The sequence below is a fragment of the Lentzea californiensis genome (genome assembly GCF_024648825.1).
GTDB classification, from domain to species: domain Bacteria; phylum Actinomycetota; class Actinomycetes; order Mycobacteriales; family Pseudonocardiaceae; genus Lentzea; species Lentzea californiensis.
This window is the reverse complement of sequence record NZ_JANBBE010000002.1, coordinates 673016-698266: the sequence shown is the minus strand read 5'-3', so window position 1 is coordinate 698266 and position 25251 is coordinate 673016. Positions and strand designations below refer to the sequence as shown.

Here is a 25251-nt window from a genome sequence, read left to right as displayed (position 1 = left end):
AACTTTCCACACCAAACCATGCAGTTCGGTGTCATATCCGGTATTAGACCTCGTTTCCAAGGCTTATCCCAGAGTACAGGGCAGGTTACCCACGTGTTACTCACCCGTTCGCCGCTCGTGTACCCCGAAGGGCCTTACCGCTCGACTTGCATGTGTTAAGCACGCCGCCAGCGTTCGTCCTGAGCCAGGATCAAACTCTCCAATAAGGATTATGTTTGATCGCTCCAGACGGAATATGTCTGGCATCAATCTAGTCTTGCCTCAAAGGAACTACCTCGACGAGGAGGTAATTCATATATTACTGGCTGTGTTTCGGCACGCTGTTGAGTTCTCAAAGAACACGCGCACACCGCAGCTAGTCTCACGGAGAGATGTCGCTTCCGGGGCTGTGTCGTACTTAAGCTTTGTGGTTGAAACTTCCGACGCCCTTGGCCTCTGAGCTCAGACGAGCTACCGGCTGGGTCTTCGTCGTTTCCAGATCACCCACTCTACCACACTCGGTGGAAGCTTGGTTCGTGATCTGTGTCGCGCTCCGTTCCGGTGTTCCCGGCCCGTTCCTCGCTGACATGGAGAAAGTTACACGCACGCCAACGCAGGGTCAAATCGAGGGCGCCGCACTCGCCCGCGGTTGAAAAACCGCAGGTCAGCAGCCCCGCGCAGGACCCATGAACAAGCTATCCCAGGCCTGATCCCCTGCACAGTGTGACCGCGATCACAACATAAACATCGAAGGCCGCCGGTCCCGGACGGGATCGGCGGCCTTCGAGAACCAGAACGCGCAGGTCAGAGCTCTACCTGCACGCTCGCGTTGTTGCGCTTGCCCCGGCGGAGCACCAGCCACTTGCCGTGGAGCAGGTCCGGCGGCGCCGGCTTCCACTCCTCGTCGGTCACCTTCGCGTTGTTCACGTAGGCACCGCCCTCGTTGACCGTCCGCCGCGCGGCACCCCGGCTCTCGGCCAGGCCCGACGCGATCAGCAGGTCGACGATCGTCGGCTCGTCCGCCAGCCGCACCTGCCCCTTGGGGGCCTCGGCCAGCGCCGCCTCCAGCACCGGTGCGTCGAGGTCGCGCAGCTCGCCCCGGCCGAACAGCGCCGACGACGCGAGGATGACCTGCTGCGTCGCGCGCTCCCCGTGCACCAGGTCGGTGAACTCCTGCGCGAGACGCTTCTGCGCGGCCCGCTGGTGCGGCGCCTCCGCGGTCTGCTTCTCCAGCTCGTCGAGCTCCTCACGCGTGAGGAAGGTGAACAGGCGCAGGTACTTCAGCACCGTGACGTCGTCGACGTTCACGAAGTACTGGTACCAGGCGAACGGCGACGTCAGCTCCGGGTCGAGCCACACGCTGCCGCCACCGGTGGACTTGCCGAACTTGCGGCCCTCGGCGTCGGTGACCAGTGGCGCCGTCAGGGCGTGCACGTGCTTGCCCTCGACCCGGCGGATGAGGTCGACACCGCCGACGATGTTGCCCCACTGGTCCGAGCCGCCGACCTGCAGCGAGGTGCCGTACTTGCGGTACAGCTCCAGGTAGTCGTTCGACTGCAGCAGCAGGTAGCTGAACTCGGTGTACGACATGCCGTCGCCCTCGAGACGCCGCTTCACCGTCTCCCGGGACAGCATGACGTTGACCGAGAAGTGCTTGCCGACGTCGCGCAGGAACTCCAGTGCGCTGAGCTGACCGGTCCAGTTGAGGTTGTTCTCGACGACCGCGCCCGTGGGCGAGTCGTCGAAGTCGACGAACCGCTCCAGCTGACCGCGGATGCGATCGGCCCACTCGGCGACGGTGTCCAGCGAGTTCAGCGTGCGCTCACCGGTGTCGCGCGGGTCGCCGATCATGCCCGTGGCGCCACCCGCCATCACGATCGGCCGGTGCCCCGCCCGCTGGAAGCGCCTGAGCATGAGCAGCGGGACCATGTTGCCCGCGTGCAGCGACGGCGCCGTCGGGTCGAAGCCGCAATAGAGGGTGAGCGGGCCGGCGTCCAGGTCCTTCCGGAGTGCGTCGAGGTCGGTGGACGTCGCGATCAGGCCGCGCCAGGACAGTTCGTCAAGGATGTGCTCGCTCACGCCGCTCATTCTCCCCTACCTGCCCGAACCGAGTTCCAGGTGCCCACCTGAGCAGGGCCGGGAGGGCGACTTCCGGGTCCGCGGGGAGAACGGGTTTCGATGGCCTGTCCGGGCGGGTAGGCCATCGACATGACGGACCCACGTGATGCGGAGTTACGCCGGCCGACCGAGCGCATGCCGCGCGTGAACGAACCGGTGGTCGAAGAGGTCGTCGAGCGCGACGCCGACTACCGCAGGGTGCGGACGGTGCGGACCGTCTGCGCGGTCATCGACATCGTGTGCTGGACGTTCGCCATCGTGCTGTTGGTCCACATCTTCCTGGTGATCACAGGCGCGAACGCCGGCAACGGGTTCTTCCAGTTCGTCGCGGGCTGGGCGGACGGGATCACGCTCGGCCTGGACGGCCTCTTCACGCCGGAGAACGCGTCCGCGGCGACGCTGCTCAACGAGGGCCTGGCCGCGCTCCTGTGGCTGGTCATCGGTGCGTTGCTGACCAATCTGATCAGCCGCGTCGCGCTGCCCTCCGAGTACCGGCGCGCCTGGTACCGCAGGACGGTGCGCCCCTAGAAGAATGCCGGGGTGGCCGAGTACGAGTTCGACGTCGCCCTGTCGTACGCCGGGGAGGACCAGCGCCTGGTCCTCCCCGTTGTCGAGCTGCTGAAGAGCTCCGGGGTCGAGGTCTTCCACGGCAAGGAACGCGAGACCGAGATGTGGGGTCTCGACCTGGTCGAGTACTTCTCGGAGGCGTTCAGCCGGCGCGCGCGGTACGTGCTGCTCTTCGGGTCGCGGAACTACGTGGACAAGTGGTCGAGGCTGCAACGCCGGACGGCCCTGGGACGCGCGTTGGAACAGCACACCGAGTACGTGCTGCCGATCCGGATCGACGACACCGAGATCCCCGGCCTTTCACCGCACGTCGGATACCTGGACCTGCGCGTGCACAGCGCGGAGACGATCGCGGAAGCCGTCGTGCAGAAGCTCGCGCAGCACCGCGCGGAGTTCACCCCCACCACCCCCGTCACGCCCAAGTCGGTGGCCGCGCTGGTCAGGGAGAAGCCGCACGGCTGGGAGTACCTGCTCTACGCGACCGTTGTGGCACAAGGGCTTGCCGATCTCCAGCAGAAGTACCGCGAGCACTTCCTGCGCTACTCGCCGCGCAACGGCGTCGTCGAGCACGGCAACGGCATCGACCTGATCCGCGACCGCAACGTGCTGCTGGGCGAGATCATCAAGGTCGCCGTGGAGTCCGTCTTCACCGCGGACACGCAGGAAGCCGCGTTCGGCAGGCCGGGCGAGCCGGGCGACGCGGACCAGATCGTGCACCTCGGCGAACTGTTCGTGCGCACGTTCGACGAGATCCTCGAGTGGGCACGGGGAATTCACGGCACCAGCTACGCGCACGAGCCCGCCCGCGCCGCCGCTCGGGTGCAGGCGCGGTTCGCGGACCGGCAGCTCGAGGCGATGCACGCGGTGGCGCGGGACCTGCGCGAGGTGGCCGACACGCTGGTCGAGCGGCTGACGGCCGGGGAGCGGATCGACATGACCGTGCCGCTGGTGTTCGAGGTGGAGCCGGCGCTGGAGCTGGAGTTCAAGGCTGCGCTGGACCGGCTGTCACGCTGACGGGCGGCGCTTGCCGCCTCTCTTGTAGGTCGACACGGCGGGAGAGTCGATCCAGAACCGCCACGGCACGTCCATCGCCACGGCGACACCGACGCGTGGGCCCGCGTGCACCTTTGTGGCCGGTTCGCCCGCATAGAGACGCACCGGTGAGTCGGCGGACGTCAGGTCGAGGCCGTTCTGAGAGCGGTCCAGCCCGAGGACCTTGCACAGCCGTGCGGGGCCTTTGCCCAGTTCGGCGGCGGAGCGCGAGGCGGGGCGACGGGAGAAGGCGATGTCCTCACCCTCCACGACCTCGCCCGCGCGCAACAGCACCGCGCCCGGCACGCCATCGGTCAGAGACACGACGTTCGCGCAGAAGTGCATGCCGTAGACGAAGTAGACGTACAGGAAGCCGGCCGGGCCGAACATGACCTCGTTGCGCGGGGTCTTGCCGCGGTAGCAGTGGGACGCCGGGTCGTCGCCGCCCCGGTACGCCTCCACCTCGACGATGCGCACGCGCACGCCGTCCGCTTCCAGGTAGGAACCGAGGAGGAGCTGGGCGGCATCGACCGGGTCGATGGCCAGCTCCTCCCTGGTCAGAAGCCTAGAAGTCACGTGCGAAAGCAGCCTTTGCCACGAGTGCGTCGAGCTGTTCGCGGACGCGGACGGGTGCCGTGCCGCCATGGGCGTCGCGTGACGCGATGGAGCCCTCGACGGTGAGCACCGAGCGGACCTCGGAGGTCAGGGCGGGCGAGATGGCGAGGAACTCGGCGTCGGTCAGGTCCTCCAGGCCGACGCCGCGGGACTCGGCCGCGCGGACGCACGCACCGGCTGCCTCGTGCGCCACGCGGAACGGAACGCCTTGGCGCACAAGCCATTCGGCGATGTCCGTGGCCAGCGTGAAGCCTGCCGGAGCCAGGGACGCCATGCGGTCGACGTCGAACTTCAGGGTCGCCACCATGCCCGCGAAGGCCGGGAGCAGCAGTTCGAGCTGTTCGACCCCGTCGAACAGCGGCTCCTTGTCCTCCTGCAGGTCGCGGTTGTACGCCAGGGGCTGGGCCTTCAGCGTCGCGAGGAGCCCGGCCAGGTTGCCGATCAGGCGGCCCGACTTGCCGCGCGCGAGCTCGGCCACGTCCGGGTTCTTCTTCTGCGGCATGATCGAGCTGCCGGTGGACCAGGCGTCGTCGAGCACCGCGAAGCGGAACTCGGCGGTGGTCCAGATGATGATCTCCTCGGCGACGCGGGAGAGGTTCACGCTGATCATGGCCAGCACGAAGGCGATCTCGGCGGCGAAGTCGCGCGAGGCCGTGCCGTCGATCGAGTTCTCGACCGGGGCGTAGAAGCCCAGGTCCGCGGCCACCTTCGCCGGGTCCAGACCCAGCGAGGAACCGGCCAGGGCACCCGAGCCGTACGGCGAGAACCCGGCGCGCTTGTCCCAGTCGTGCAGGCGGTCGACGTCGCGCAGCAACGCGTGCGCGTGCGCCAGCAGGTGGTGCGAGAGCAGCACGGGCTGGGCGGACTGCAGGTGCGTGCGGCCCGGCATGACGGCACCGAAGTGCGTCTCGGACTGCTGGGCCAGCGCGTCCACGACGTCCAGCACACCGGCGGCGACGCGGCGGGCGGCGTCGCGCAGCCACATGCGGAACAGCGTGGCGACCTGGTCGTTGCGGGAACGGCCGGCGCGCAGCTTGCCGCCGAGCTCGGTGCCGGCGCGGTCGATCAGGCCCCGCTCCAGCGCCGTGTGGACGTCCTCGTCCTCCAGCACCGGGGTGAACGCGCCGGACTCGACGTCGGTGAGCAGCTCGTCCAGCGCCTTCTGCATGCCGGCGAGCTCGTCGTCGGTCAGCAGGCCCGCGGCGTGCAGCACACGGGCGTGCGCGCGCGAACCCGCGATGTCGTACGGCGCGAGCCGCCAGTCGAAGTGCGTCGACAGCGACAGCCGTGCCATCGCCTCGGCCGGTCCCGACTCGAACCGGCCACCCCACAAAGAACTCATTGCTGTGCAACTTTCATTCGGCCAACTGTCAGCTGGCGAAGTCGTAGAGCGATTCTTCCGAACGGGCCACCAGCCCGACCACGCGCCCCTCGTACAGCGCGACGTCGACCTCGCCGGAACCCGACGGCAAAGCCATCCGCGCGACCCGCACCGCGACCGAGCCCAGGCTGGACCTGACGACGCCGGCGCGGAAGTTGAGCTCGCGGACGGCCTCGGCGACGGAGACGGTCTCGCCGTCCACCGCCACCGCGACACCCGCGTCGAACGTCAGAACGGCGTGCACGGGCTCATTCATCGTCGGAACCCGAGGCCAGCCCGGTGATCCGGTCGGCGAGCTCGGCTCCGGTCATCGGCTCGCGGGCCACGACCAGGATCGTGTCGTCACCCGCGATCGTGCCGACGACCTCGTGCAACGCCGCGCGGTCCAGCGCCGAGGCCAGGAACTGCGCGGCACCGGGCGGAGTCCGCAGCACCGCGAGGTTGCCGGAGTGGTCCGTCGACACCAGCAGTTCGCCGAGCACGCGGACCAGGCGGGTGGTGCCGCCCTGGACACCGCGCACGGGACTGCCGTCCTCCGGGATCACGTAGACCGGCGCACCGCCGTCAGGGCCGCGCAGCTTGACCGCGCCGAGCTCGTCGAGGTCGCGCGACAACGTGGCCTGCGTGACGTCGATGCCTTCCGACGCGAGCAGCTTCGCGAGCTCGGACTGGCTGCGCACGGCGCGCTGCGACACCACCTCGACGATGCGGCCCTGGCGGGCGGTGCGGGTCATGACGACTGCTCCAGCAACCAGACGAGCAACGCCTTCTGCGCGTGCAGCCGGTTCTCCGCCTCCTGCCACACCAGCGACTGCGGGCCGTCGAGCACCTCGTCGGTGATCTCCCAGCCGCGGTGCGCGGGCAGGCAGTGCAGCACCGTCGAGTCCGGCTTCCCGGTGGCGGCCAGCAGAGCGGCGTTCACCTGGTACGGGCGGAACGGGCCGACGCGGTCCTTGCCGTCGTTCTCCTGCCCCATCGACGTCCAGGTGTCGGTGACCAGCACGTCCGACCCGTCGACCGACTCGCGCGGGTCGCTGATCAACGCCACCGAACCACCGGTCTCGGCGGCCCGCTTCTTGGCGTCCTCCAGGAACTGCGGGTTCGGCACGAAGGAAGCCGGTGCGCCGATGCGGACGTGCATACCCGCCGTGGCACCGCCGAGCAGCAGCGAATGCGCCATGTTGTTGGCGCCGTCGCCCAGGTACGTGAGCGTCAGACCGGCGAGCTTGCCGTAACGGCGGCGGATCGTCTGCAGGTCCGCGAGCACCTGGCACGGGTGGAACTCGTCGGTCAGCGCGTTCACCACGGGGATGCGCGACACGGAGGCCATCGCCTCCATGCGTGCCTGGGCGAACGTCCGCCACACCACGGCGTCGACGTAGCCGGACAGGATCCGCGAGGTGTCCTCGATCGTCTCCTCGCGGCCCAGCTGCATCGACCGGCCGTCGATGATCACCGGGTTGCCGCCGAGCTGCGCGATGCCGACCTCGAACGACAGCCGGGTGCGCGTGGAGTTCTTCTCGAAGATCACGGCGACGGACTTGGGGCCCGCCAGCGGCTTCGCGGTGAACCGGTCCGCCTTGTAGGTGTCGGCCAGGTCGAGAACGGCCGCCTGTTCCTCGGTGGAGAGGTCGTCGTCGCGCAGGAAGTGCCTCGGGCTCATGGCGTCTCCTCGAAGAAAGTGGGAAGCGCGGCGACGAAGGCCTGCGCGTCGGACTCTTCCAGCACCAGGGGCGGAGCCAGCCGCAGCACGTCGGGCTGGATCGGGTTGATCAGGTAACCGGCCTTCTGCGCGGCCGCCGCGGCCTTCGCCGAGACCGCCTCGCGCAGCGTGATGCCGAGCAGCAGACCGGCTCCCCGGACTCCGGAGATCGCGGGGTGGTGCAACGCCTCCACACCCGCGGCGATCTCCTTGCCCACGGACGAGACGTGCTCCAGCAGGCCTTCCGAGGCAATCGTGTCGAGCACCGCGAGACCGGCGGCGCAGCACACCGGGTTGCCGCCGTACGTCGTGCCGTGGTGGCCCGGCTTGAACAGCTCCGCCGCCGCGCCGAAGCCGATCGTGGCGCCCAGCGGCAGGCCGCCGCCGATGCCCTTGGCGAGCGTCATGACGTCCGGCACGATCCCGGCCTGCTGGAACGCGAACCACGTGCCGAGCCGGCCGACGCCGGTCTGCACCTCGTCGAGGATGAACAGCGCGCCGTGCTCGGAGGTGATCCGGCGGACCTCCTGCAGGTAGCCGGCGGGCGGCACCATGACGCCCTGCTCGCCCTGGATCGGCTCGACGATGAACGCCGCCGTGTCGTCGTCGATCGCCGCTTCCAGCGCCGCCACGTCACCGAACGGGACGTGCGAGACGCCGGGCACGAGCGGTTCGAACGGCGCGCGCTTCGGTTCCTGGCCGGTGAGCGTCAGCGCGCCCATCGTGCGGCCGTGGAACCCGCCGATCGTGGAGATGATCTTCGTGCGGCCGGTGAGGCGCGCCATCTTGAGCGCCGCCTCGTTGGCCTCGGCGCCGGAGTTGCAGAAGAAGACCTTGCCGGGTTCGCCCGCGAGGTCCAGCAGGCGTTCGGCGAGCTTCAGCGCGGGCTCGTTGACGTACAGGTTGCCGGTGTGGCCGAGCTTCGCGATCTGCGTGGACACCGCCTCGACGATCGCCGGGTGCGCGTGGCCCAGGGCGTTGACGGCGAGGCCGGTCAGCAGGTCGACGTAACGGTTTCCGTCCGCGTCCCAGACGTGCGCGCCCTCACCGCGTTCCAGCTGCAGCGAAGGTGTGCCGTAGTTGTCCATCATGGACTGTTGCCACCGCGTGGTCACTTGTCCCCCAAGACCATGGTTCCGACACCTTCAGTGGTGAAGACTTCGAGCAGAACGCTGTGGGCCAGCCTGCCATCGATCACGTGCGCCTGCGGGACCCCGCCGCGCACCGCGCGCAGGCAGGCCTCCATCTTCGGCACCATGCCGCTCTCCAGGTCCGGCAGGATCTTCTCCAGTTCGGAGGCCCGGATCTGGTTCAGCAGCGACGACCTGTCCGGCCAGTTCGCGTACAGGCCCTCGACATCGGTCAGCACGACCAGCTTCTCGGCGCCGAGAGCGACCGCGAGAGCGCCGGCCGCCGTGTCCGCGTTCACGTTGTGCGGTACGCCGTGGATGTCCGGCGCGACCGACGACACGACCGGGATGCGGCCCGCACGCACGATGTCGAGCACCGCGTCCGGGTTCACCTCGGTGATGTCGCCGACGAGGCCGATGTCGACCTCTTCGCCGTCCACCAGAGCGCCACGCCTGGTCGCGGTGAACAGGTGCGCGTCCTCGCCGGAGATGCCGACGGCGTAAGGACCGTGCTGGTTGATCAGGCCGACGAGCTCACGCCCGACCTGGCCGACCAGGACCATCCGCACGACGTCCATGGCCTCCGGCGTCGTGACGCGCAGGCCACCGCGGAACTCGCTGTGGATGCCGAGCTTGTCGAGCATCGCCTTGATCTGCGGGCCGCCGCCGTGCACGACGACCGGGCGCAGGCCGCACAGCCGCAGGAACACCATGTCCTCGGCGAACGCCTTCTTCAGCTCGTCGTCGACCATGGCGTTGCCGCCGTACTTGACGACCACGAGCGCGCCGCGGAAACGCTCCAGCCACGGCAGCGCTTCGACGAGGACTGCCGCCTTCTCTTGTGCGTTCATGAGGAGTAAGCGCTGTTCTCTTCGACGTAGTCGTGGGACAGGTCCGTGGTCAGCACGGTGGCTTCGGCGTCACCGACGTTGAGGTCGATGACGATCTCGATGTCACGGCCCGACAGGTCGGCCTCGCTGCGGTCGCGGTCGCGGGTTCCGTTGCGGTACAGCGACACGCCGTTGATCAGGATCTGCAGCACGTCCGGGTCGATCACGGCGTCCGCGCGGCCCAGCGCCATCGCGATGCGGCCCCAGTTCGGGTCGCTGCCGAAGAGCGCCGTCTTCACCAGGTTGTCCTCGGCGACGGTCCGTCCGATGTGGACGGCGTCGGTCTCGGTGGCGGCCTGCTTGACGGTGATGCTGATTTCCTTGGTCACGCCCTCGGCGTCGCCCTGCAGCTGCTTGACCAGGTCGGCGGAGACCTCGGTGAGCAGCGCGGCGAAGTCCTCGAACGCCGGCTCGACACCCGAGGCGCCCGAGGCCAGTACCAGCACGGTGTCGTTGGTGGACGTGCCGCCGTCGACGTCGAGCCGGTCGAACGTCCTGGAGGTGGCCAGGCGCAGCGCCCTGTCCAGGGACTCACCGGAGATCTTGGCGTCGGTCGTGATGACCGACAGCATCGTGGCCATGTTCGGCGCGAGCATGCCCGCGCCCTTCACGAACCCGCCGACCGACCAGCCCTGCTCGGAGGCCTTCCACGACTGCTTGGGGCGGCTGTCCGTGGTCATGACGCCGGTGGCGGCGTTGAGCCCGGCCTCCACCGAGGAGTCCAGTTCCTTGGCGGCGTTCTCGACGCCGGCCAGGACCTTGTCCATCGGGAGGCGCTCCCCGATCAGGCCGGTGGAGCAGACCGCGACGTCGACGGCGCCGGTGCCGAGCACCTCGGCGACCTTCTCGGCGGTGGCGTGGGTGTCCTGGAAGCCCTCGGGGCCGGTGCACGCGTTGGCGCCGCCGGAGTTGAGCACGACCGCGGTGAGGCGCCGGGACTGGATCACCTGCTGCGACCACAGCACCGGTGCGGCCTTCACCTTGTTCGTGGTGAACACGCCCGCGGCGGAGTCGGACGGCCCGTCGTTCACGACGAGCGTCAGGTCGAGAGCGCCGGATTCCTTGATCCCGGCGGCGATCCCGGCGGCCCGGAAGCCCTGGGGTCCGGTGACGCCCTTGTTGCGGTTCACGGAGCGACTCCAACGGTCGAGAGGCCGGTCGTTTCCGGCAGTCCGAGAGCGAGGTTCATGCACTGGACAGCGGCACCGGCGGTGCCCTTGGCCAGGTTGTCGACGGCGGCCACGACCACGAGCCGGCCCAGGTCCTCGTCGACGGTGACTTGCAGCTGGACGGCGTTCGAACCGAGAACGGCGTTCGTCGTCGGCCAGAGACCTTCGGGCAGGAGGTGCACGAACGGCTCGTCCGCGTACGCCTTCTCGTAGACCTCGCGAACGTTTGCGGTGTCTTTGAGCTGAGCCGAGCAGGTGGCGAGGATGCCCCGGGACATCGGCGCGAGCACGGGCGTGAAGCTGACCTTGATCGGCCGGCCCGCCGCCGCGCTCAGGTTCTGGGTGATCTCGGGCGTGTGCCGATGGGCGCCACCGACGCCGTACGCGCTGGCGGACCCCATGACCTCGGAACCGAGCAGGTTCGCCTTCAGCGACTTGCCGGCACCGGACGTGCCCGACACGGCGACGATGACGACCTCGTCCTCGATGAGGCCGACGGCCGGGGCCAGGGCCAGGGAGGACACCGTCGGGTAGCAGCCGGGCACGGCGACGCGGCGGGCGCCGACGAGCGCGTCCCGCCCGTTGGGAAGTTCGGGAAGCCCGTACGGCCAGGTGCCGGCGTGCTCACCGCCGTACCACCGCTTCCAGTCGTCGGCGCTGGTCAGCCGGTGGTCGGCGCCGCAATCGATCACCACCACGTCATCGCCGAGTTGCTCGGCCAGCGCGGCCGAGTGACCGTGGGGAAGTGCGAGGAACACCACGTCGTGGCCCTTGAGCGTCTCGACTGTGGTGTCTTGTAGGTCTCGGTCGGCGAGCGGCAGGAGGTGCGGCTGGTGCTTCAGCAACTTGTCACCGGCACTGCTGTGGGCCGTCAAAGCGCCGATCTCGATGTCCGGATGGCCCAGTAGCAGGCGGAGCAGCTCGCCACCCGCATAGCCGCTGGCGCCCGCGACCGCGATCCTCACTGTCATACGCATGATTATGCACTGACATGCAAACTCACTCAACAGGGAGCGTGGCCACCTGGCCACCCGATCGGGGCCACCTGGCGCTGGGGGCGCTGAACGCGGTCGACGATGATGATCCGCGTGAACGTGAAGGTCCGCGACGCGCTGTGGACGGCTGCCGCCTTCCTGCTGGCCATGGTGGCGCTGTTCGCGCCGCTCGGCAGGCCCGCCCACTGGTGGCTGGTCGTGGCGTCCGCGCTGTGGGCCGCGGCGCTGGTGCCGGTCAGCGCACGCTGGCCGCGGTGGGCGATCGTGCTCACCGCTCCCCTCAACGGCGTCAACAACCTGCTCGCCATCGCCCCGACCTCGCTGGTGGTCTTCCGCGCGACCCGGTCGATCCGTTCGCAGGGGCAGCTGTGGGCACTGGTGGGCGTCACGGCGGTGCTGCAGGCGGCGTTCGGCGGCCTGCACTCGTGGCGGGCCGGTGACAGCCTCACCGAATACGTGCTCGGCACGCTGTTCTCGATCGTGTGCCTGCTGATCTTCCCCGCTGTGGCCGGTGCGCTGATCGGGCGGCGCAAGCCGTTGACGCAGGTGCTGTTGGAGCGCAACGACTACCTGGAACACGCGCGCGCGTTGACGGCGAGCACCGCTCGTTCGGCCACGCGCGCACACATCGCCAGCGAGATGCACGACATGCTCAGCCACCGGCTCCGGCAGCTGACCGCGCACGCGGGCGCGCTGGAGCAGTCCGCCGCCGAACACGCCCCCGAACTGCGCGAGCAGGTCGAGCTGATCCGCAAGACGTCCGCGGTCGCGATGGAGGAGCTGCGCGAGATCCTCGGCGTGCTGGGCACCTCCTCCGAACACGACGAGGACGCCGGCACGCGCATGGACGTCCAACGGCTCGTGGCGGCGTCCTCGGCGGCGGGTCTCTCGGTCTACCTCGAATGGTCAGGTGCTGATCTGGCCGATGCCGACGCACGCCTGCGCAGGGCGGTGCATCGGGTCGTGCGTGAAGCACTCACGAACGTGCACAAACACGCCCCTTCAGCTCGGACTCGGGTCGCCGTGACGGTCGCCGACCGGGTGCGGGTCGAGGTCGTGAACGGTCCCAGCGCGGCACCCAGGGGCGCCGGCACCCGGCGCGGGCTCATCGGCCTGGAGGAACGCGTCGAGCTGATCGGCGGGACGTTCCTCGCCGGGGTGCAGACGGGCGGCGGGTTCCGGGTGTCGGCCGACCTGCCGTCACACCCGGTCGTGCAGGAGGAGACCGGCGCGGCGGGTGCGGTGGCCGAGGCGCCGCCGCCGATCACCGCCGAGGTCCTGACGATGCCGCGCGTGGTCGGCAGCGGCTGTCTGGCCACGCTGTCGCTGGTGCCGGCGCTCGGCACGGTGTTCGTGCTGCTCCTGGTCGCGGTCTTCAGCCGCAGCGAGATCAGCCCGGAGGAGTTCGAGAAGTTCCAGGCGTCGGTCACGCACGAGGAGGAGCTCACCGAGACGTTCGGGTTCGGCATCCCCTCGGACCACACGGGGTGCTACCGCTACCACGTCGAGGGTGCGGACGACCGCGACTTCGAGGTCTGCTTCGACCGGAACAGCGGGCTCATGACCGAGAAGAGGGAGCTCGCCCGATGAGGTACGTCTGGACGCTGCTCGCGTTCCTGGTCGGCCTGGTGCCGCTGATCGCCCCGCTGGCACCGGTCCCCCATCCCGCGCTGACGGTCGCGACCGCGGTGTGGATCGCCGCTCTGGTGTGGATCGCGCCGGACAGGCCCGAGTGGGCGCTGCTGCTCACCACGCCGCTCTTCGCGGTGAACAACCTGTGGGCGCAGGCCATCACGACGTTCGTGGTCTTCACCGCGTGCCGCCGCCTCCCGCACCGTGGCCGGTTGTGGGCGCTGCTCGGGATCATGACGCTGCTGCAGTCGGTGTTCAGCCAGTTCCAGGAGAGCTACCGGAGCATGCCGCTCTGGGAGGCCGTGGCCGGGGCGATCATCGGTTCGGTGTTCTTCGTGCTGTTCCCCGCGGTCTCGGGCATGCTGCTCGGCCGCCGCAGGCCGATGGTCCGGCTGCTGCAGGAACGCAACGAGTACCTCGAACGCGCCCGCGCCCTGACCGCCGCGTCCGCCCGTGCCGACGAACGCGCGCACATCGCCGGCGAGATGCACGACATGCTCGGCCACCGGCTCAGCCTCATCTCCATCCACGCCGGAGCGCTCGAGCTCACGACCGCCCGCAAGGCTCCCCGGCTGCACGAACAGGCCGAGCTGATCCGCACCACGTCGTCGCTCGCGATGGCCGAACTGCGCGAGATCCTCGGTGTGCTGCGGACGAACCCCGAGCCCGAGTCGCTCGACGAGGACACCGGCACCCGTTCCGACATCACCGCGCTGGTCGAGGGTTCCGGGCTCGCCGCGACGCTCGACTGGTCCGGCGACGACCTGCACGGCGCCGACCAGCGCACCCGCCGCGCGGTGCACCGGGTGGTCCGCGAGGCCCTGACCAACGTCGCCAAGCACGCGCCGTCCGCCCGCACGCGGGTGCAGGTCGCGGTCCAGGGCGGCCGGGCCCGCATCCAGGTGGTGAACGGCCCGTCGCCGGCGACCCCCGGCAAGGGCACCCGGCGCGGCCTGATCGGCCTGGAGGAACGCGTCGGGCTGCTCGGCGGGTCGTTCAGCGCGGGCCCGCCGGTCGAGGGCGGTTTCCGGGTGGCGGCGGACGTGCCGCTGACCCCGCCGGCCCAGGCGGACCAGGCAGCCGCCGAGGTCGCGGAGGTGCCCCCGCCGCTCGCCGCCGAGGTGCTGACCGTGCCGCGCGTGCTGGGCGGTGGCTGCCTCGGGTTGCTGGCGCTGCTGCCGATCGGGGGCGCGCTGACCGTGCTGCTGCTCTTCGCGTTGCTCAACCCGACGCAGATGAACGCGCCGTACTTCGACTCGTTGCGGGTGGGCGTCACGGCCGAAGGGGACATCTACGAGCAGTTCGGCGTCGGGCAGCTCGGCGTGGACGGGTGCTCGCGGTTCCGGACGTCGCACAACCCCGAGCTCTCCTACAAGCTGTGCTTCCGCGACGGCAAGTTGTCCTCAAAGGAGCAGGAGCGCCCGTAGGCTGACCGCGTGATCCGAGTTCTCATCGCCGACGACGAAACGCTCATGCGGGCCGGCATCCGGCTGATCCTGGAGAACGACCCCGAGATCACCGTGGTCGCCGAGGCGAGCGACGGCAGGCAGGCCGTCGAGCTGACCCTGAAGCACACGATCGACGTCGCGCTGCTCGACATCCGCATGCCCGGTGGCGACGGGCTCAAGGCCGCCGAGCAGATCGCGTCGAGGACGAACGTCGTCATGCTCACGACGTTCGGCGAGGACTCCTACGTGGCCCAGGCGCTGAAGGTCGGCGCGACCGGGTTCCTGCTCAAGGACACCCCGCCGCAGGAGCTGATCAACGCCGTCCGCAAGGCCGCGCGGGGCGAGCCGATCCTGGCCCCGCAGATCACCAAGCGCCTGATCGAGAAGCACCTCATCGCACCGAACGACGGCCCGGAGGCGCGCCGCAAGATCGACGCGCTCACCGAGACCGAACGGGGCGTGCTCAAGCTCGTGGGCGAGGGGCTGTCCAACACCGAGATCGGCGAGCAGCTCTTCATGGCGACCGGCACGGTGAAGGCGCACATCAGCCGGATCCTGCCCAAGCTGGAGTGCTCCAACCGCGTGCAGGCCGCCATCGTCGCCCACGACGCCGGCCTCACCCGGTCGTGATCACTGCGTCGTGAAGCGGTCCAGTGCGCGGATCTTGTTCGTGGCGTCGAGGGCCGCGACCTTGTAGGCCTCGGACAGCGTCGGGTAGTTGAAGACCGTGTTGACCAGGTAGTCGACCGTGCCACCGCAGCCCATCACGGCCTGGCCGATGTGCACGAGGTCCGTGGCGCCGGTGCCGAAGACGTGCACACCCAGGATCTTCCGGTCCACAGTGGACACCAGCAGCTTCAGCATGCCGTACGCGTCGCCGACGATCTGACCGCGGGCGAGCTCGCGGTAGCGGGAGATGCCGACCTCATAAGGCACCGCGGACGACGTCAGCTCGGCCTCGGTGGCGCCGCAGTAGGAGATCTCGGGGATCGTGTAGATGCCGATCGGCTGCAGCGCGGTCAGTTCGTGCACCGGCTCGCCGAACGCGTGGTACGCGGCCAGCCGGCCCTGGTCCATCGACGTCGCGGCCAGCGCCGGGAACCCGATGACGTCGCCGACGGCGTAGATGTGCTCGACCGGCGTGCGGTAGTGCCCGTCGACGGACAGGCGGCCGCGGTTGTCGGCTTCCAGACCGGCGGCGGCGAGGTCCAGCTTCTCGGTGGTGCCCTGCCGGCCCGCCGAGTACATGACGGCGGCGGCCGGGATGCGCTTGCCCGACGCCAGCGTCGTGATGGTGCCGCCCTTGGTCACCTCGACGTTCACCACCTTCTCGCCGAAGCGGAACGTGACCGCCTGGTCGCGCAGGTGGAACTTCAGCGACTCGACGATCTCGGGGTCGCAGAAGTCCAGCATCTTCTCGCGCTGCTCCACGACCGTCACGCGGGTGCCCAGGGCGGCGAACATCGAGGCGTACTCGATGCCGATCACGCCCGCGCCGACGACCACGAGCGACGCCGGGATCTCCTTCAGCGCGAAGACCTCGTCGGAGTCGAGGATCCGCTCCTCGTCGAAGTCCACCGCGGACGGACGGGCCGGTGTCGTGCCGGTCGCGATGACGACGTACTCGCCGGTGATCGTGGTGTGGTCGCCGCGGTGGCTCCCGTCGACGGCGACGGTGTGCTCGTCGAGGAAGCGGCCCCAGCCGTTGAGGAGTTCGATGCCGTTGCGGTGCAGCTGCGCACGCACGACCTGGACCTCGCGGCCGATCACGTGCTGCGTGCGGGCCATCAGGTCGGTGATCGTGATGTCCTGCTTGACGCGGTAGCTGGCGCCGTACAGCTCGCGCTGGCTCATGCCCGTCAGGAACATGACGGCTTCGCGCAGCGTCTTCGACGGGATGGTGCCCGTGTTCGCGCAGACACCGCCGACCATCTCCTGCCGGTCGATGATCGCCACGCGCTTGCCCAGTTTCGCACCCGCGATCGCCGCCTTCTGGCCGCCGGGCCCAGAGCCGATGACGATCAGGTCGTAGTCGTACGACGTCATGGTCGTCAGACTACTTCGACGGCTGCGATTCCACTCCGGAACTCCGGAACGGCAGCAGATCCAGCAGGCGGCCGGTGGCCCGGTAGTCCGCGACCCGCTCGGCGAACGGCCGCTGCACGATCCGGTGCACGGCGTCCCTGCTCAGCCGCTCGTAGGCGGGCACCGTGTCGTTGCTCAGGAAGTCCCAGCGCGCCACCCGGTCCGCGTAGTTGAACGCGGGCAGCGGACCGCCGAGCAACGGCCGGTACTGCGCCGGAGTCCTCCCGCCGGGAACGGGCATCGGCCCGGCGACCGTGATCGCGTAGGTGACCATCTCGCCGGGCGGCAGGAACCGGGACCGCATCCGGTCGAACTGGTCGGCGATCACCAGGTTCTGCTCGCGCGACGAGAACTCCATGACGGCCTGCGCCGGGTCCGCCCACGCGGCCGTGGTGTCCGCGTCGATGATGCCCGCGTCGCGCAGTTCCTCCACGGCCTTGACGCCACCGTGCAGGTAGGCGGCGTGCATCGCACCCAGGTCCATGAAGATGTGCTTCTGCATGGACATCAGCATCGACGAGAACCAGCGCAGTTCCGGGACAGTGCCGAGGTCGAGCATGCCGGCGGCGAAAGCGGGCGCGCCGATGTTCGCGAAACCCATCCACCGCAACGTGTCGGGGTGCGTCAGGTAGAGCTTCGCGTAGAAGTCGTAGACGGTGAAGATCACCGCGCGGTTCGAGTCCGCGGAACGCTGCGGGTCCCATTCGGACAGGTTGACGCCCGCGTCCTCGGCGGCGCGCACGATCCAGTACTGCCACAGCAACGCCCTGAAGCGCGCCGGCGCGATGCCCTTGGCCCGGTATCCGGCCAGCGCCTGCTCGATCGCGGCACGGTCGGCCGGCAGGTCGGGGTGCACTCCACCCCGCTGTTCGCCGTTTCCGTTCACCAGCGGCAGATCGAGATAATCCACCGTGTCCGCTTTGGTTGCACCCATGCTGCCGAGCACGAGCGCCGCCACGACCATGAGCACGCGCATGAACGCGAACTGTATCCGGATCAAGCAGCCTTTCCGTTCACATGAGCACCCGGTCAAGTGATGTTTTGCGCTTTCGTTAGCACTTCCGGTACCGATGGGGCCATAAATCTCAACAGGGCTACTCCTTATGCCTATAACGTTTGGGCGTGACTCTTGAGGTTTCCTTGATCGAGGCGGTTCGAGCGGGACTCGAGGAGCGCGCGGATCCGGTGAAGGCACTGGAGATGCAGGCGTACATGAAGTCCGGGATGCCGTTCCTGGGCGTGCAGAAACCGGGACGGGTGGCGCTGCTGAAGTCGCTGCCCCAGTTGCACGACCGGGACGAGTGGCTCGACGCGATCCGGACGTTGTGGCGCGAGGCGGCCTATCGCGAGGAGCGCTACATCGCGTTGTCACTGAGCGGTGATCGCCGATTCCAGTCCGTTGATCTGCTGCCGTGGTTCGACGAGATGATCGTGACCGGCGCGTGGTGGGACTACGTCGACGAGATCGCGTCGAAAAGGGTAGGGCCGTTGCTGCGTTCGACGCCGGACGTCGTGCGGCCGTTGATGCTCGAGTGGTCGGCCGACGCGGACAGGTGGCGCCGCCGGACGTCGGTGATCTGCCAGCTCGGGTCCAAGGGCGCGACCGACGTGGAACTGCTGACGGCGTGCGTCGACGCCAACGTGGACGATCCCGACTTCTTCCTGCGCAAGGGGATCGGGTGGGCGCTGCGGGAGTTCGCGAAGACCGAACCGGGCTGGGTGCGCTCGTTCGTCGAGGCGCGGCCGGGGCTGTCGCCGTTGTCACGGCGCGAGGCCTTGAAGCATCTCCAGTGTGCGGACGCGGGTGCTGAGCCAGTCCGCGAGCGGCTGACTAGTGCCCTACGCCGGAAGTCCGCCGCTGAAGTCCCTGCCGTTTGTGCCGCACGCGGGGCGCTTTCGTGCGCGTGGAGCGCACGAAAGCGCCCCGCGTGCAGTTGATGACGGCGTGGCTGAGGCCCCGCGACGTTGATGAGGGGAGCTTTCCCAAACCTGAGGTTGATGAAAGCTCCCCTCATCAACCTTCATACTTTGATGACGAATTTCCGGCGCAGGACACTAGCCGTGTTTCGCGCGACCCGAGTAGGTGAGCGGGAAGACGAGCTCGGCGCACGCGGCCGGGACGTCGGCGGCGACCTCGACCCTCATGGCGACCTCGACCGCGCCTCCCGCGGGGATCTCCACGATGTCGGTGAGCGGCACGACCGTCAGCACGCCGGACGGGCAGCCCTCGACGCGCTGCTGGGTGCCGTCGAGCGGCTGACCGGGGACCGCCGACAGGCTCTCGACGATGATGACGACGGGGTTGGGGTTGGACAGCCGCACCTTGCGCTCGCCCACGGCACCCGGCGTGAGCTCCACGGGAGCGCCGGAGATGTCGTTGATCTCGAACGGCTTGAGCTGCTGCATGCCCGACTCGCCGCTGCTCACGGAATACGCCATCGCGGGCAGTTTCGGCTCGGGCCACGTGAGGTGCATGGCCGCCACGACCGCGGCGCCGACCATGAGGATCGTCAAGGACACGGCGATCTCAAGGCGCGGACCCAGACTACGCATGGCGCAACTCTCCAGAGTTGTTGCTCCCAGGCGGTGGGTTCGCCTCTAGCTCCCCACCGGACCGGCGACCATACTCGCCCGGTGGTTCATCGCTTCGCCCCTCGGCCCTAGCGGGCCGCGCCGCCAATCTTGGAGAAGCTTCACGTACTGCGCAAGCGTCTGACGGGCGCCGATTTCCCCTTGTAATGCGGGACCTTTGGCACCTTGACAGCTACGCAGGGCTACCACCTGCTGATTTGATCCCAAATCCCGACTTGCGGGACTCAGCCGATCGAGCGAACTTTGACGGGCAAATTTATCTGCGTGTGACTCGTGGACCAGCTGCGGACCGCGGCGTGGACTCCTGCGTGACCCGGTGAACGCGACTCCGGACCTTTCCCTGTTGCCACAATACTGTGTACATAAAGTTACGCCGTACGGGCACCCGTCCAACGCGTGAGGCCCGGGATCCTCGAAGGATTCCGGGCCTCACGCGGTCTGACCGATCAGGCGCGCAGAGTCGCACCCAGGCGCTCGCCGGCGGCGGCGACGGCGGCGTCGCGGGCCGAAGTCGCCTCCTCCACCGTCAGCGTGCGGTCCGGCGCGCGGAAGCGCAGGGAGTACGCGAGCGACTTCTTGCCCTCGCCCGCCTGCTCCCCCGTGTAGACGTCGAACAGGCGGATGTCCTCGAGCAGGTCGCCCGCGGACGCGCCCAGGACCTCGGACACCGACTGCACCGGCACGGACGCGTCGACGACCAGCGCGACGTCCAGCAGCACCGGCGGGTACGCCGACACCATCGGGGCCGGGCGGTGGTCGTCCAGCGGCAGCGCGTCGAGGTCGAGCTCGAACGCCACGGTCCGCTTGGGCAGGCCGAGCGCCTCGATCACCTTCGGGTGCAGCTCACCGGCGTGGCCGACGGGCCAGTCGCCGACCCGCAGCTCGGCGCAACGGCCGGGGTGCCACGGCAGCAGGTCCGACGCCACGACGCGCAGCTGCACGCCGTAGGCCTGAGCGGCGCGGCGGGCGGCCTCGACGGCGTCCGACCAGTCGGCGACGGCGCCCTTGCCCCACCAGCCGGCCAGTTCGCGGTGGCCCGTGAGCACACCGGCGACGTGCAGCGGCTGGTTCGGCAGCGCGGCCAGCAGCGAGGCCACCTCGGCCTCGGTCGGCCGGCGGTCCACACCCAGCGACGGCACGGGGACCTGCTGGGCGCGCGGCAGCGTCACCTGGGCGATGTTGTAGAGCGAGACGTCCTTGGCACCACGGGCGAGGTTGCGCTGGAGGGTCTCCAAAAGGCCCGGCAGCAACGTCGTCGCCAGGACGTTCTTGTCCGCCTCCAGCGGGTTCAGCACGCCGACCGTGTTGCGGCGGATGTCGTCCGCCGACAGGCCGAAGGCGTCGAACACCGACGGGTCGATGAACGGGAACGGCTTGACCTCGACGAACCCGTCCTCGGCCAGCGTGCGCCACACCGTGCGGCGACGGCGCTGCTGCTCGGTCAGGCCGCGACCGGCGGGAGCGGGCGGCAGCACCGACGGAATCGTGTCGTAGCCTTCCAGGCGCAGCACCTCCTCCACCAGGTCGGCGGGCTGCACGAGGTCGGAACGCCACGTCGGCGGCACGGCCGTGACGATCGTCTGGCCCTCCTCCGAGGTGGTCACCGAGACCTGGCAGCCGATCTGGCCGAGACGGCGGGCCGTGACGCCCCGCGCGTACCGGACGCCGGCGATGCGGTCCGGCAGGTCGATCGGCATCGACACCGGCGCGGGCAGCGCGGGCGCGCCCACGTCGGTGCGGCCGGGCTTGATCTGGCCCTCGGCGTAGTGGTTGAGCAGCTTCGCGGCCCGCTCCAGCGCGACGGGCGCGAGAGCCGGGTCGACGGTGCGCTCGAAGCGCTTCGCGGCCTCGGACGGCAGCTTGTGCCGGCGGACCGTGCGCGCGATGGACGCCGGGTCCCAGTTCGCGGCTTCCAGCAGGATGTCCGAGGAGTTGTCGCCGACCTCGGTCGACGCACCGCCCATGACACCGGCCAGCGAGATCACGCCGGAGTCGTCGGCGATCACGATGTCGTCGGAGTCGAGCGCACGGACCTGGTCGTCCAGCGTCGTGAGCTTCTCCCCCGTCAGCGCACGGCGCACCGTCAGCGCGCCGGACAAGGACGCCGCGTCGAACGCGTGCAGCGGCTGGCCCAGTTCGAGCATCACGTAGTTCGTGACGTCGACCGGCAGCGAGATCGAGCGCATGCCCGCGAGCATCAGGCGGCGGCGCATCCACCACGGCGTCGGCGCCGTCGGGTCGACACCGGTGACGCGGCGCGCGACGAACCGCGAGCAGCCGGGACGGTCCTCGACGTGGACCGGCCACGCCTCGCCCTCGGGCTCGGGGATCTCGACCACGCCGGGGTCGCCGAACGGCACGTCGAGCGCGCACGCGATCTCACGGGCGAGGCCGCGGACCGAGAACGCGTAACCGCGGTCCGGGGTCGGCGCGAGCTCGATGACGCTGTCGTTCAGGCCGAGCAGCTCCAGCGCGTCGTCGCCGGGCTGCGCGGTGCCGGTGGGCAGCACGAGGATGCCGGAGTGGTCGTCGCCGATGCCGAGCTCGTCGGAGGCGCAGATCATGCCCTGCGACACGCGGCCGTACGTCTTGCGCTCGGAGATCGCGAAACCACCCGGCAGCACGGCGCCGGGCAGCGCGACGACGACCGAGTCGCCCTCGACGAAGTTCGTGGCACCGCAGATGATCTGGTTGACCTGCTCGGGGCCGACCTCGACCTTGCAGTAGCGGATCGGCTTCTTGAACTCGGTGAGCTCCTCGATCTCGACGACTCGACCGGCGACGATCGGGCCGGTCACGGGACCGAGCGGGCTCACCTCCTCGACCTCGATGCCGATGCGGGTGAACGCCTCGGCGAGTTCGTCGGGTGTGGGGACCTCGTCGAAACCGAGGTGTTCGACCAGCCAGCTGACCGGGACGCGCATCCGGATCAGGCCTCCGTTCCGAAAGGCTGCGTGAAGCGGACGTCGCCCTCGACCATGTCGCGCATGTCGGGAAGGCCGTTGCGGAACTGCAGGGTGCGTTCCAGGCCCATGCCGAACGCGAAGCCGGAGTAGACGTCCGGGTCGACACCGGTGGCGCGCAGCACGTTGGGGTTGACCATGCCGCAGCCGCCCCACTCGACCCAGCCGGCGCCGCCCTTCTTCTCCGGGAACCAGACGTCGACCTCGGCCGACGGCTCGGTGAACGGGAAGAAGCTCGGGCGCAGGCGGGTCTTCGAGTCCTCGCCGAACATGGCGCGGGCGAACGCGTCGAGCGTGCCCTTGAGGTGGCCCATCGTCAGGCCCTTGTCGACCGCGAGGCCCTCGACCTGGTGGAACACCGGGGTGTGCGTCGCGTCGAGCTCGTCGGTGCGGAACGTGCGGCCGGGGCACACGACGTACACCGGCAGCTCGCGGTCCAGCAGCGTGCGGGCCTGCACGGGCGAGGTGTGCGTGCGCAGGACCAGCTGCGAGTCACCCGGCGCGATGTAGAACGTGTCCTGCATCGAGCGGGCCGGGTGGTCCTTGCCGAAGTTCAGCGCGTCGAAGTTGAACCACTCGGTCTCGAGCTCGGGGCCTTCGGCGATCTCGTAGCCCATGGCCACGAAGACGTCGCCGATGCGCTCTGCGAGCGTGGTGATCGGGTGGCGCGCGCCGCGCGGGAAGCGGTCCCAGGGCAGCGTGACGTCGACGGACTCCTCGCGCAGGACACGCTCGTCGCGCTCGACCTGGAGCACGGCGAAGCGCTCCTCGAACGCGGTCTTGATCGCGGACTGCGCCTCGTTCACCCGCTTGCCGGCCTCGGCCTTGGCCTTGGGGGGCAGGGCACCGATCTCGCGACGGGCCAGCAGCACGGGCGACCGGTCACCGAGGTGGCCGGGCTTGACCGCGGCGAGCGCCTCGAGGTCGGCCGCTCCGGCGAACGCCTCGCGCGCCTTCCGCACGGCCGCGTCGAGGTGCTCGGCCGACAGCGCCGCGACCTGCTTCGGGTCGTACGGGTCGTTGGCTCCGGACATGGTTTGTGGACAGCTCCCAGTTCGATGCACACGGGGGACTACTCGATAATCAACAGGCCGATCCTAGTCGGTGCCGTCTTGACCGCTCTGGGCGCTTCGGTTAAAGAGCGGCACCGGCCCCTCGATCGTCCCTAGGATGGGCGGCATCATGTCGCACACCTTCCGCGTCGACCTGCGCGGCATCATCGACCTGCTCAGCCACCACCTGTACAGCAGCCCGCGCGTCTACGTGCGGGAACTGCTGCAGAACGCCGTCGACGCGATCACGGCGAGGCGCGAGCTCGACCCGTCGTGCCCCGCCGACATCACGATCACCTGCGGTCCTGAGCTGACGATCACCGACACCGGCGTGGGGCTCACCGAGGACGAGGTCCACGAGCTGCTGTCCACGCTCGGCCGCACCTCCAAGAGGGATGACCTGGGATTCGCCCGCGAAGGGTTCCTCGGCCAGTTCGGCGTCGGCATGCTGTCGTGCTTCCTCGTCGCCTCGTCCGTGACGGTGATCACGCGGTCCGCCCGCGGTGGCCGGGCGGTGCGGTGGGAGGCGGACTCGTCCGGCAACTACACGGTGTCCGAAGTAGACACTGCGGACGGTGTGCCGGTCGGCACGACCGTGCGGCTGAGTGCGTCGCGGGGCAACGAGCACTGGCTGGAAGCCGACGTCGTGCGGCCGTTGGTGAGCGACTACGGCGATCTGCTGCCGGCCGTCGTGACGCTGGACGGCGCGGCGGTCACCCGTGGCGTGCGCCCGTGGGACAGCCTCGAAGACGGAGAGGACGCCGACCTTTCCGAGTACTGCGAGCAGGTCTTCGGGTTCAAGCCCTTCGAGGCGATCCCGATCGAGGTCGAGGCGGCGGGACTGACCGGTGTCGCGTTCGTGCTGCCGTCCGGTGTGCACCCCGGCACGCGCCAGACGCACCGGGTGTACCTGAAGCGGATGCTGGTCGGCGACAACGTCGAGGGCCTGCTGCCGGACTGGGCGTACTTCGTGCGGTGCGTGGTCGACGCGTCCGCGATCCGGCCCACGGCGTCACGCGAGTCGCTGTACCAGGACGAGATGCTGCTGGCGGTGCGCGAGGAGCTGGGCGAGCAGATCCGCGACTGGCTGATCCGGCTGGACGCGATCGAGCCGCGCCGGGCCGGTGAGCTGCTGGCCGCGCACCACCTGGGCATCAAGTCGCTGGCCCGCTCGGACGACGAGATGCTGCGGCTGGTCGAGCGGTGGCTGCCGTTCGAGACGACCGAGGGCGCGATCCCGTTGCGGCAGTTCAAGCGCAAGCACGGCGCGATCCTCTACATCCCGGACGTCGACGAGTTCCACCAGCTCGCGCCGGTCGCGGCCGCGCAGGGGCTGGGCCTCGTGAACGCGGGCTACGCCTACGACATGGAGTTGCTGAACCGGCTGAGCGCCCTGGACGGCCCGGCCGTCGCGCGCCGGGTGGCTCCCAGCGAGTTGCTGGCGGCGCTGGCCGATCCGGAACCGGGCATCGAGACGGCGCTGCGGCTGCGGCTCTCCGAGGGCGCGGCGGCGCTGGACCGGCACGACTGCGACGCGGTGATCCGCGACTTCGACCCGGTCTCGTTGCCCGCCCTGCTGATCACCAACGCGGAGCAGCAGCGCAAGCTCGACACCGAGCAGACGGCGGAGGAGGTGACGGACCCGTTGTGGGCGGAGCTGCTCGGGCAGCTGACCGCGGGCTCCAGTTCGTCGCGCCCCGAGCAGCTGGTCCTCAACTGCCGCAACCCGCTGGTGCAGCGGCTGGCCCGGCTGACCGAACCGGCCCTGGTGGAGCTGACGCTCGAATCTCTGTACGTGCACGCCGTTCTGCAGGCTCGGCGAGCGATGCGACCGAAGGACACGGCGGCGCTGAACCGCTCGTTCCTGGAACTGCTGGACCGCGCCGTAGGGGGCAAGTGAA

21 protein-coding genes, 1 rRNA gene and 1 pseudogene are annotated in these 25251 nt (G+C 69.4%); 7 read left to right on the top strand and 16 right to left on the bottom strand.

Annotated elements, in window-relative coordinates; all coding sequences use genetic code 11:
* Both LX88_RS14270 and tyrS read right to left on the bottom strand, forming a co-directional pair.
* Nucleotides 1-206: ribosomal RNA gene (locus tag LX88_RS14270) — 16S ribosomal RNA — on the bottom strand; the annotation flags it as partial.
* A 577-nt stretch (nt 207-783) separates the two neighbouring features.
* Nucleotides 784-2058 carry a tyrosine--tRNA ligase gene (gene tyrS, locus LX88_RS14265; RefSeq protein WP_258948221.1) on the bottom strand — a complete coding sequence of 425 codons (1275 nt, stop codon included), beginning with the start codon at nt 2056-2058 and terminating at the stop codon, nt 784-786.
* Between the two features lie 129 nt (nt 2059-2187).
* On the opposite strand from tyrS, the gene LX88_RS14260 reads away from it, so the two are divergent.
* A complete protein-coding gene (locus tag LX88_RS14260; protein ID WP_258948220.1) occupies nt 2188-2625 on the top strand; it encodes a hypothetical protein in 438 nt (145 codons plus the stop codon).
* A gap of 12 nt (nt 2626-2637) precedes the next feature.
* Nucleotides 2638-3678, top strand: a complete 1041-nt coding sequence (locus tag LX88_RS14255; RefSeq protein ID WP_258948219.1) for a toll/interleukin-1 receptor domain-containing protein — start codon at nt 2638-2640, stop codon at nt 3676-3678.
* Here the strand turns inward: LX88_RS14255 and LX88_RS14250 are convergent.
* From LX88_RS14250 to argC, 9 genes are read right to left on the bottom strand one after another with little or no spacing between them, the layout of a single operon-like run.
* The gene (locus LX88_RS14250; RefSeq protein WP_258948218.1) at nt 3670-4272 is read right to left on the bottom strand and encodes a DNA-3-methyladenine glycosylase; all 603 of its coding nucleotides are present in this window, start codon (nt 4270-4272) and stop codon (nt 3670-3672) included. The two genes, LX88_RS14255 and LX88_RS14250, sit on opposite strands and share 9 nt — an antisense overlap.
* Nucleotides 4262-5653 (bottom strand): argininosuccinate lyase, encoded by a 1392-nt coding sequence (gene argH, locus LX88_RS14245; RefSeq protein ID WP_258948217.1) that lies wholly within the window; start codon nt 5651-5653, stop codon nt 4262-4264. Before argH ends, LX88_RS14250 begins: the two co-directional genes overlap by 11 nt.
* Nucleotides 5654-5681: 28 nt before the next feature.
* Entirely contained in the window at nt 5682-5948 is a 267-nt protein-coding gene (locus tag LX88_RS44575) for a hypothetical protein (protein ID WP_090067954.1), read from the bottom strand.
* Nucleotides 5941-6426 (bottom strand): arginine repressor, encoded by a 486-nt coding sequence (locus tag LX88_RS14235; RefSeq protein WP_258948216.1) that lies wholly within the window; start codon nt 6424-6426, stop codon nt 5941-5943. The genes LX88_RS44575 and LX88_RS14235 overlap by 8 nt, the downstream gene beginning before the upstream one ends.
* The gene (gene argF / locus LX88_RS14230; RefSeq protein ID WP_258948215.1) at nt 6423-7355 is read right to left on the bottom strand and encodes an ornithine carbamoyltransferase; all 933 of its coding nucleotides are present in this window, start codon (nt 7353-7355) and stop codon (nt 6423-6425) included. The genes LX88_RS14235 and argF overlap by 4 nt, the downstream gene beginning before the upstream one ends.
* The gene (locus LX88_RS14225) at nt 7352-8485 is read right to left on the bottom strand and encodes an acetylornithine transaminase (RefSeq protein WP_258948214.1); all 1134 of its coding nucleotides are present in this window, start codon (nt 8483-8485) and stop codon (nt 7352-7354) included. Before LX88_RS14225 ends, argF begins: the two co-directional genes overlap by 4 nt.
* A 20-nt stretch (nt 8486-8505) precedes the next feature.
* A complete protein-coding gene (gene argB / locus LX88_RS14220) occupies nt 8506-9375 on the bottom strand; it encodes an acetylglutamate kinase (protein WP_258948213.1) in 870 nt (289 codons plus the stop codon).
* Complete coding sequence (gene argJ / locus LX88_RS14215) at nt 9372-10544, bottom strand: bifunctional glutamate N-acetyltransferase/amino-acid acetyltransferase ArgJ (protein ID WP_258948212.1); 1173 nt, start codon at nt 10542-10544, stop codon at nt 9372-9374. The genes argB and argJ overlap by 4 nt, the downstream gene beginning before the upstream one ends.
* The gene (argC, locus tag LX88_RS14210; RefSeq protein ID WP_258948211.1) at nt 10541-11554 is read right to left on the bottom strand and encodes an N-acetyl-gamma-glutamyl-phosphate reductase; all 1014 of its coding nucleotides are present in this window, start codon (nt 11552-11554) and stop codon (nt 10541-10543) included. Before argC ends, argJ begins: the two co-directional genes overlap by 4 nt.
* A gap of 117 nt (nt 11555-11671) precedes the next feature.
* Here argC and LX88_RS14205 point away from each other — a divergent pair, with 117 nt between their 5' ends.
* Genes LX88_RS14205 through LX88_RS44275 form a run of 3 tightly spaced genes read left to right on the top strand, consistent with a single transcriptional unit; the run spans nt 11672 to nt 15288 of the window.
* Entirely contained in the window at nt 11672-13168 is a 1497-nt protein-coding gene (locus LX88_RS14205) for a sensor histidine kinase (protein ID WP_258948210.1), read from the top strand.
* Nucleotides 13165-14637 (top strand): sensor histidine kinase, encoded by a 1473-nt coding sequence (locus LX88_RS14200; RefSeq protein WP_258948209.1) that lies wholly within the window; start codon nt 13165-13167, stop codon nt 14635-14637. The genes LX88_RS14205 and LX88_RS14200 overlap by 4 nt, the downstream gene beginning before the upstream one ends.
* A 9-nt stretch (nt 14638-14646) precedes the next feature.
* The gene (locus LX88_RS44275) at nt 14647-15288 is read left to right on the top strand and encodes a response regulator (protein ID WP_258948208.1); all 642 of its coding nucleotides are present in this window, start codon (nt 14647-14649) and stop codon (nt 15286-15288) included.
* On the opposite strand, the gene sthA is transcribed toward LX88_RS44275, so the two are convergent.
* Both sthA and LX88_RS14185 read right to left on the bottom strand, forming a co-directional pair.
* A complete protein-coding gene (gene sthA, locus LX88_RS14190; RefSeq protein WP_258948207.1) occupies nt 15289-16704 on the bottom strand; it encodes a Si-specific NAD(P)(+) transhydrogenase in 1416 nt (471 codons plus the stop codon).
* Between the two features lie 10 nt (nt 16705-16714).
* Nucleotides 16715-17719: a hypothetical protein gene (locus tag LX88_RS14185; protein WP_258948206.1), complete on the bottom strand. Its 1005-nt coding sequence runs from the start codon at nt 17717-17719 to the stop codon at nt 16715-16717.
* Nucleotides 17720-17865: 146 nt separating this feature from the next.
* Between LX88_RS14185 and LX88_RS14180 the strand changes: the two are divergent.
* Nucleotides 17866-18531: pseudogene (locus tag LX88_RS14180) on the top strand (DNA alkylation repair protein); the annotation flags it as partial.
* A 267-nt stretch (nt 18532-18798) separates the two neighbouring features.
* Here the strand turns inward: LX88_RS14180 and LX88_RS14175 are convergent.
* From LX88_RS14175 to pheS, 3 genes are all read right to left on the bottom strand, one after another.
* Entirely contained in the window at nt 18799-19296 is a 498-nt protein-coding gene (locus LX88_RS14175; protein ID WP_090067929.1) for a hypothetical protein, read from the bottom strand.
* A gap of 485 nt (nt 19297-19781) precedes the next feature.
* Nucleotides 19782-22259 carry a phenylalanine--tRNA ligase subunit beta gene (gene pheT, locus LX88_RS14170; protein WP_258948205.1) on the bottom strand — a complete coding sequence of 826 codons (2478 nt, stop codon included), beginning with the start codon at nt 22257-22259 and terminating at the stop codon, nt 19782-19784.
* 5 nt (nt 22260-22264) lie between these two features.
* Nucleotides 22265-23332: a phenylalanine--tRNA ligase subunit alpha gene (gene pheS / locus LX88_RS14165; protein WP_258948204.1), complete on the bottom strand. Its 1068-nt coding sequence runs from the start codon at nt 23330-23332 to the stop codon at nt 22265-22267.
* Between the two features lie 136 nt (nt 23333-23468).
* Between pheS and LX88_RS14160 the strand changes: the two genes are divergently transcribed.
* Complete coding sequence (locus LX88_RS14160) at nt 23469-25250, top strand: HSP90 family protein (protein ID WP_258948203.1); 1782 nt, start codon at nt 23469-23471, stop codon at nt 25248-25250.
* The last annotated feature ends 1 nt before the right edge of the window (nt 25251 follow it).

What these genes read in the sequence shown, in the direction of transcription:
- LX88_RS14260 (WP_258948220.1), top strand. Translation starts at nt 2,188, where the DNA reads ATGACGGACCCACGTGATGCGGAGTTACGCCGGCCGACCGAGCGCATG.
- argH (WP_258948217.1), bottom strand. Translation starts at nt 5,653, where the DNA reads ATGAGTTCTTTGTGGGGTGGCCGGTTCGAGTCGGGACCGGCCGAGGCG.
- LX88_RS44575 (WP_090067954.1), bottom strand. Translation starts at nt 5,948, where the DNA reads ATGAATGAGCCCGTGCACGCCGTTCTGACGTTCGACGCGGGTGTCGCG.
- LX88_RS14235 (WP_258948216.1), bottom strand. Translation starts at nt 6,426, where the DNA reads ATGACCCGCACCGCCCGCCAGGGCCGCATCGTCGAGGTGGTGTCGCAG.
- argF (WP_258948215.1), bottom strand. Translation starts at nt 7,355, where the DNA reads ATGAGCCCGAGGCACTTCCTGCGCGACGACGACCTCTCCACCGAGGAA.
- LX88_RS14225 (WP_258948214.1), bottom strand. Translation starts at nt 8,485, where the DNA reads ATGATGGACAACTACGGCACACCTTCGCTGCAGCTGGAACGCGGTGAG.
- argB (WP_258948213.1), bottom strand. Translation starts at nt 9,375, where the DNA reads ATGAACGCACAAGAGAAGGCGGCAGTCCTCGTCGAAGCGCTGCCGTGG.
- argC (WP_258948211.1), bottom strand. Translation starts at nt 11,554, where the DNA reads ATGACAGTGAGGATCGCGGTCGCGGGCGCCAGCGGCTATGCGGGTGGC.
- LX88_RS14200 (WP_258948209.1), top strand. Translation starts at nt 13,165, where the DNA reads ATGAGGTACGTCTGGACGCTGCTCGCGTTCCTGGTCGGCCTGGTGCCG.
- sthA (WP_258948207.1), bottom strand. Translation starts at nt 16,704, where the DNA reads ATGACGTCGTACGACTACGACCTGATCGTCATCGGCTCTGGGCCCGGC.
- LX88_RS14185 (WP_258948206.1), bottom strand. Translation starts at nt 17,719, where the DNA reads ATGCGCGTGCTCATGGTCGTGGCGGCGCTCGTGCTCGGCAGCATGGGT.
- LX88_RS14175 (WP_090067929.1), bottom strand. Translation starts at nt 19,296, where the DNA reads ATGCGTAGTCTGGGTCCGCGCCTTGAGATCGCCGTGTCCTTGACGATC.
- pheT (WP_258948205.1), bottom strand. Translation starts at nt 22,259, where the DNA reads ATGCGCGTCCCGGTCAGCTGGCTGGTCGAACACCTCGGTTTCGACGAG.
- pheS (WP_258948204.1), bottom strand. Translation starts at nt 23,332, where the DNA reads ATGTCCGGAGCCAACGACCCGTACGACCCGAAGCAGGTCGCGGCGCTG.
- LX88_RS14160 (WP_258948203.1), top strand. Translation starts at nt 23,469, where the DNA reads ATGGGCGGCATCATGTCGCACACCTTCCGCGTCGACCTGCGCGGCATC.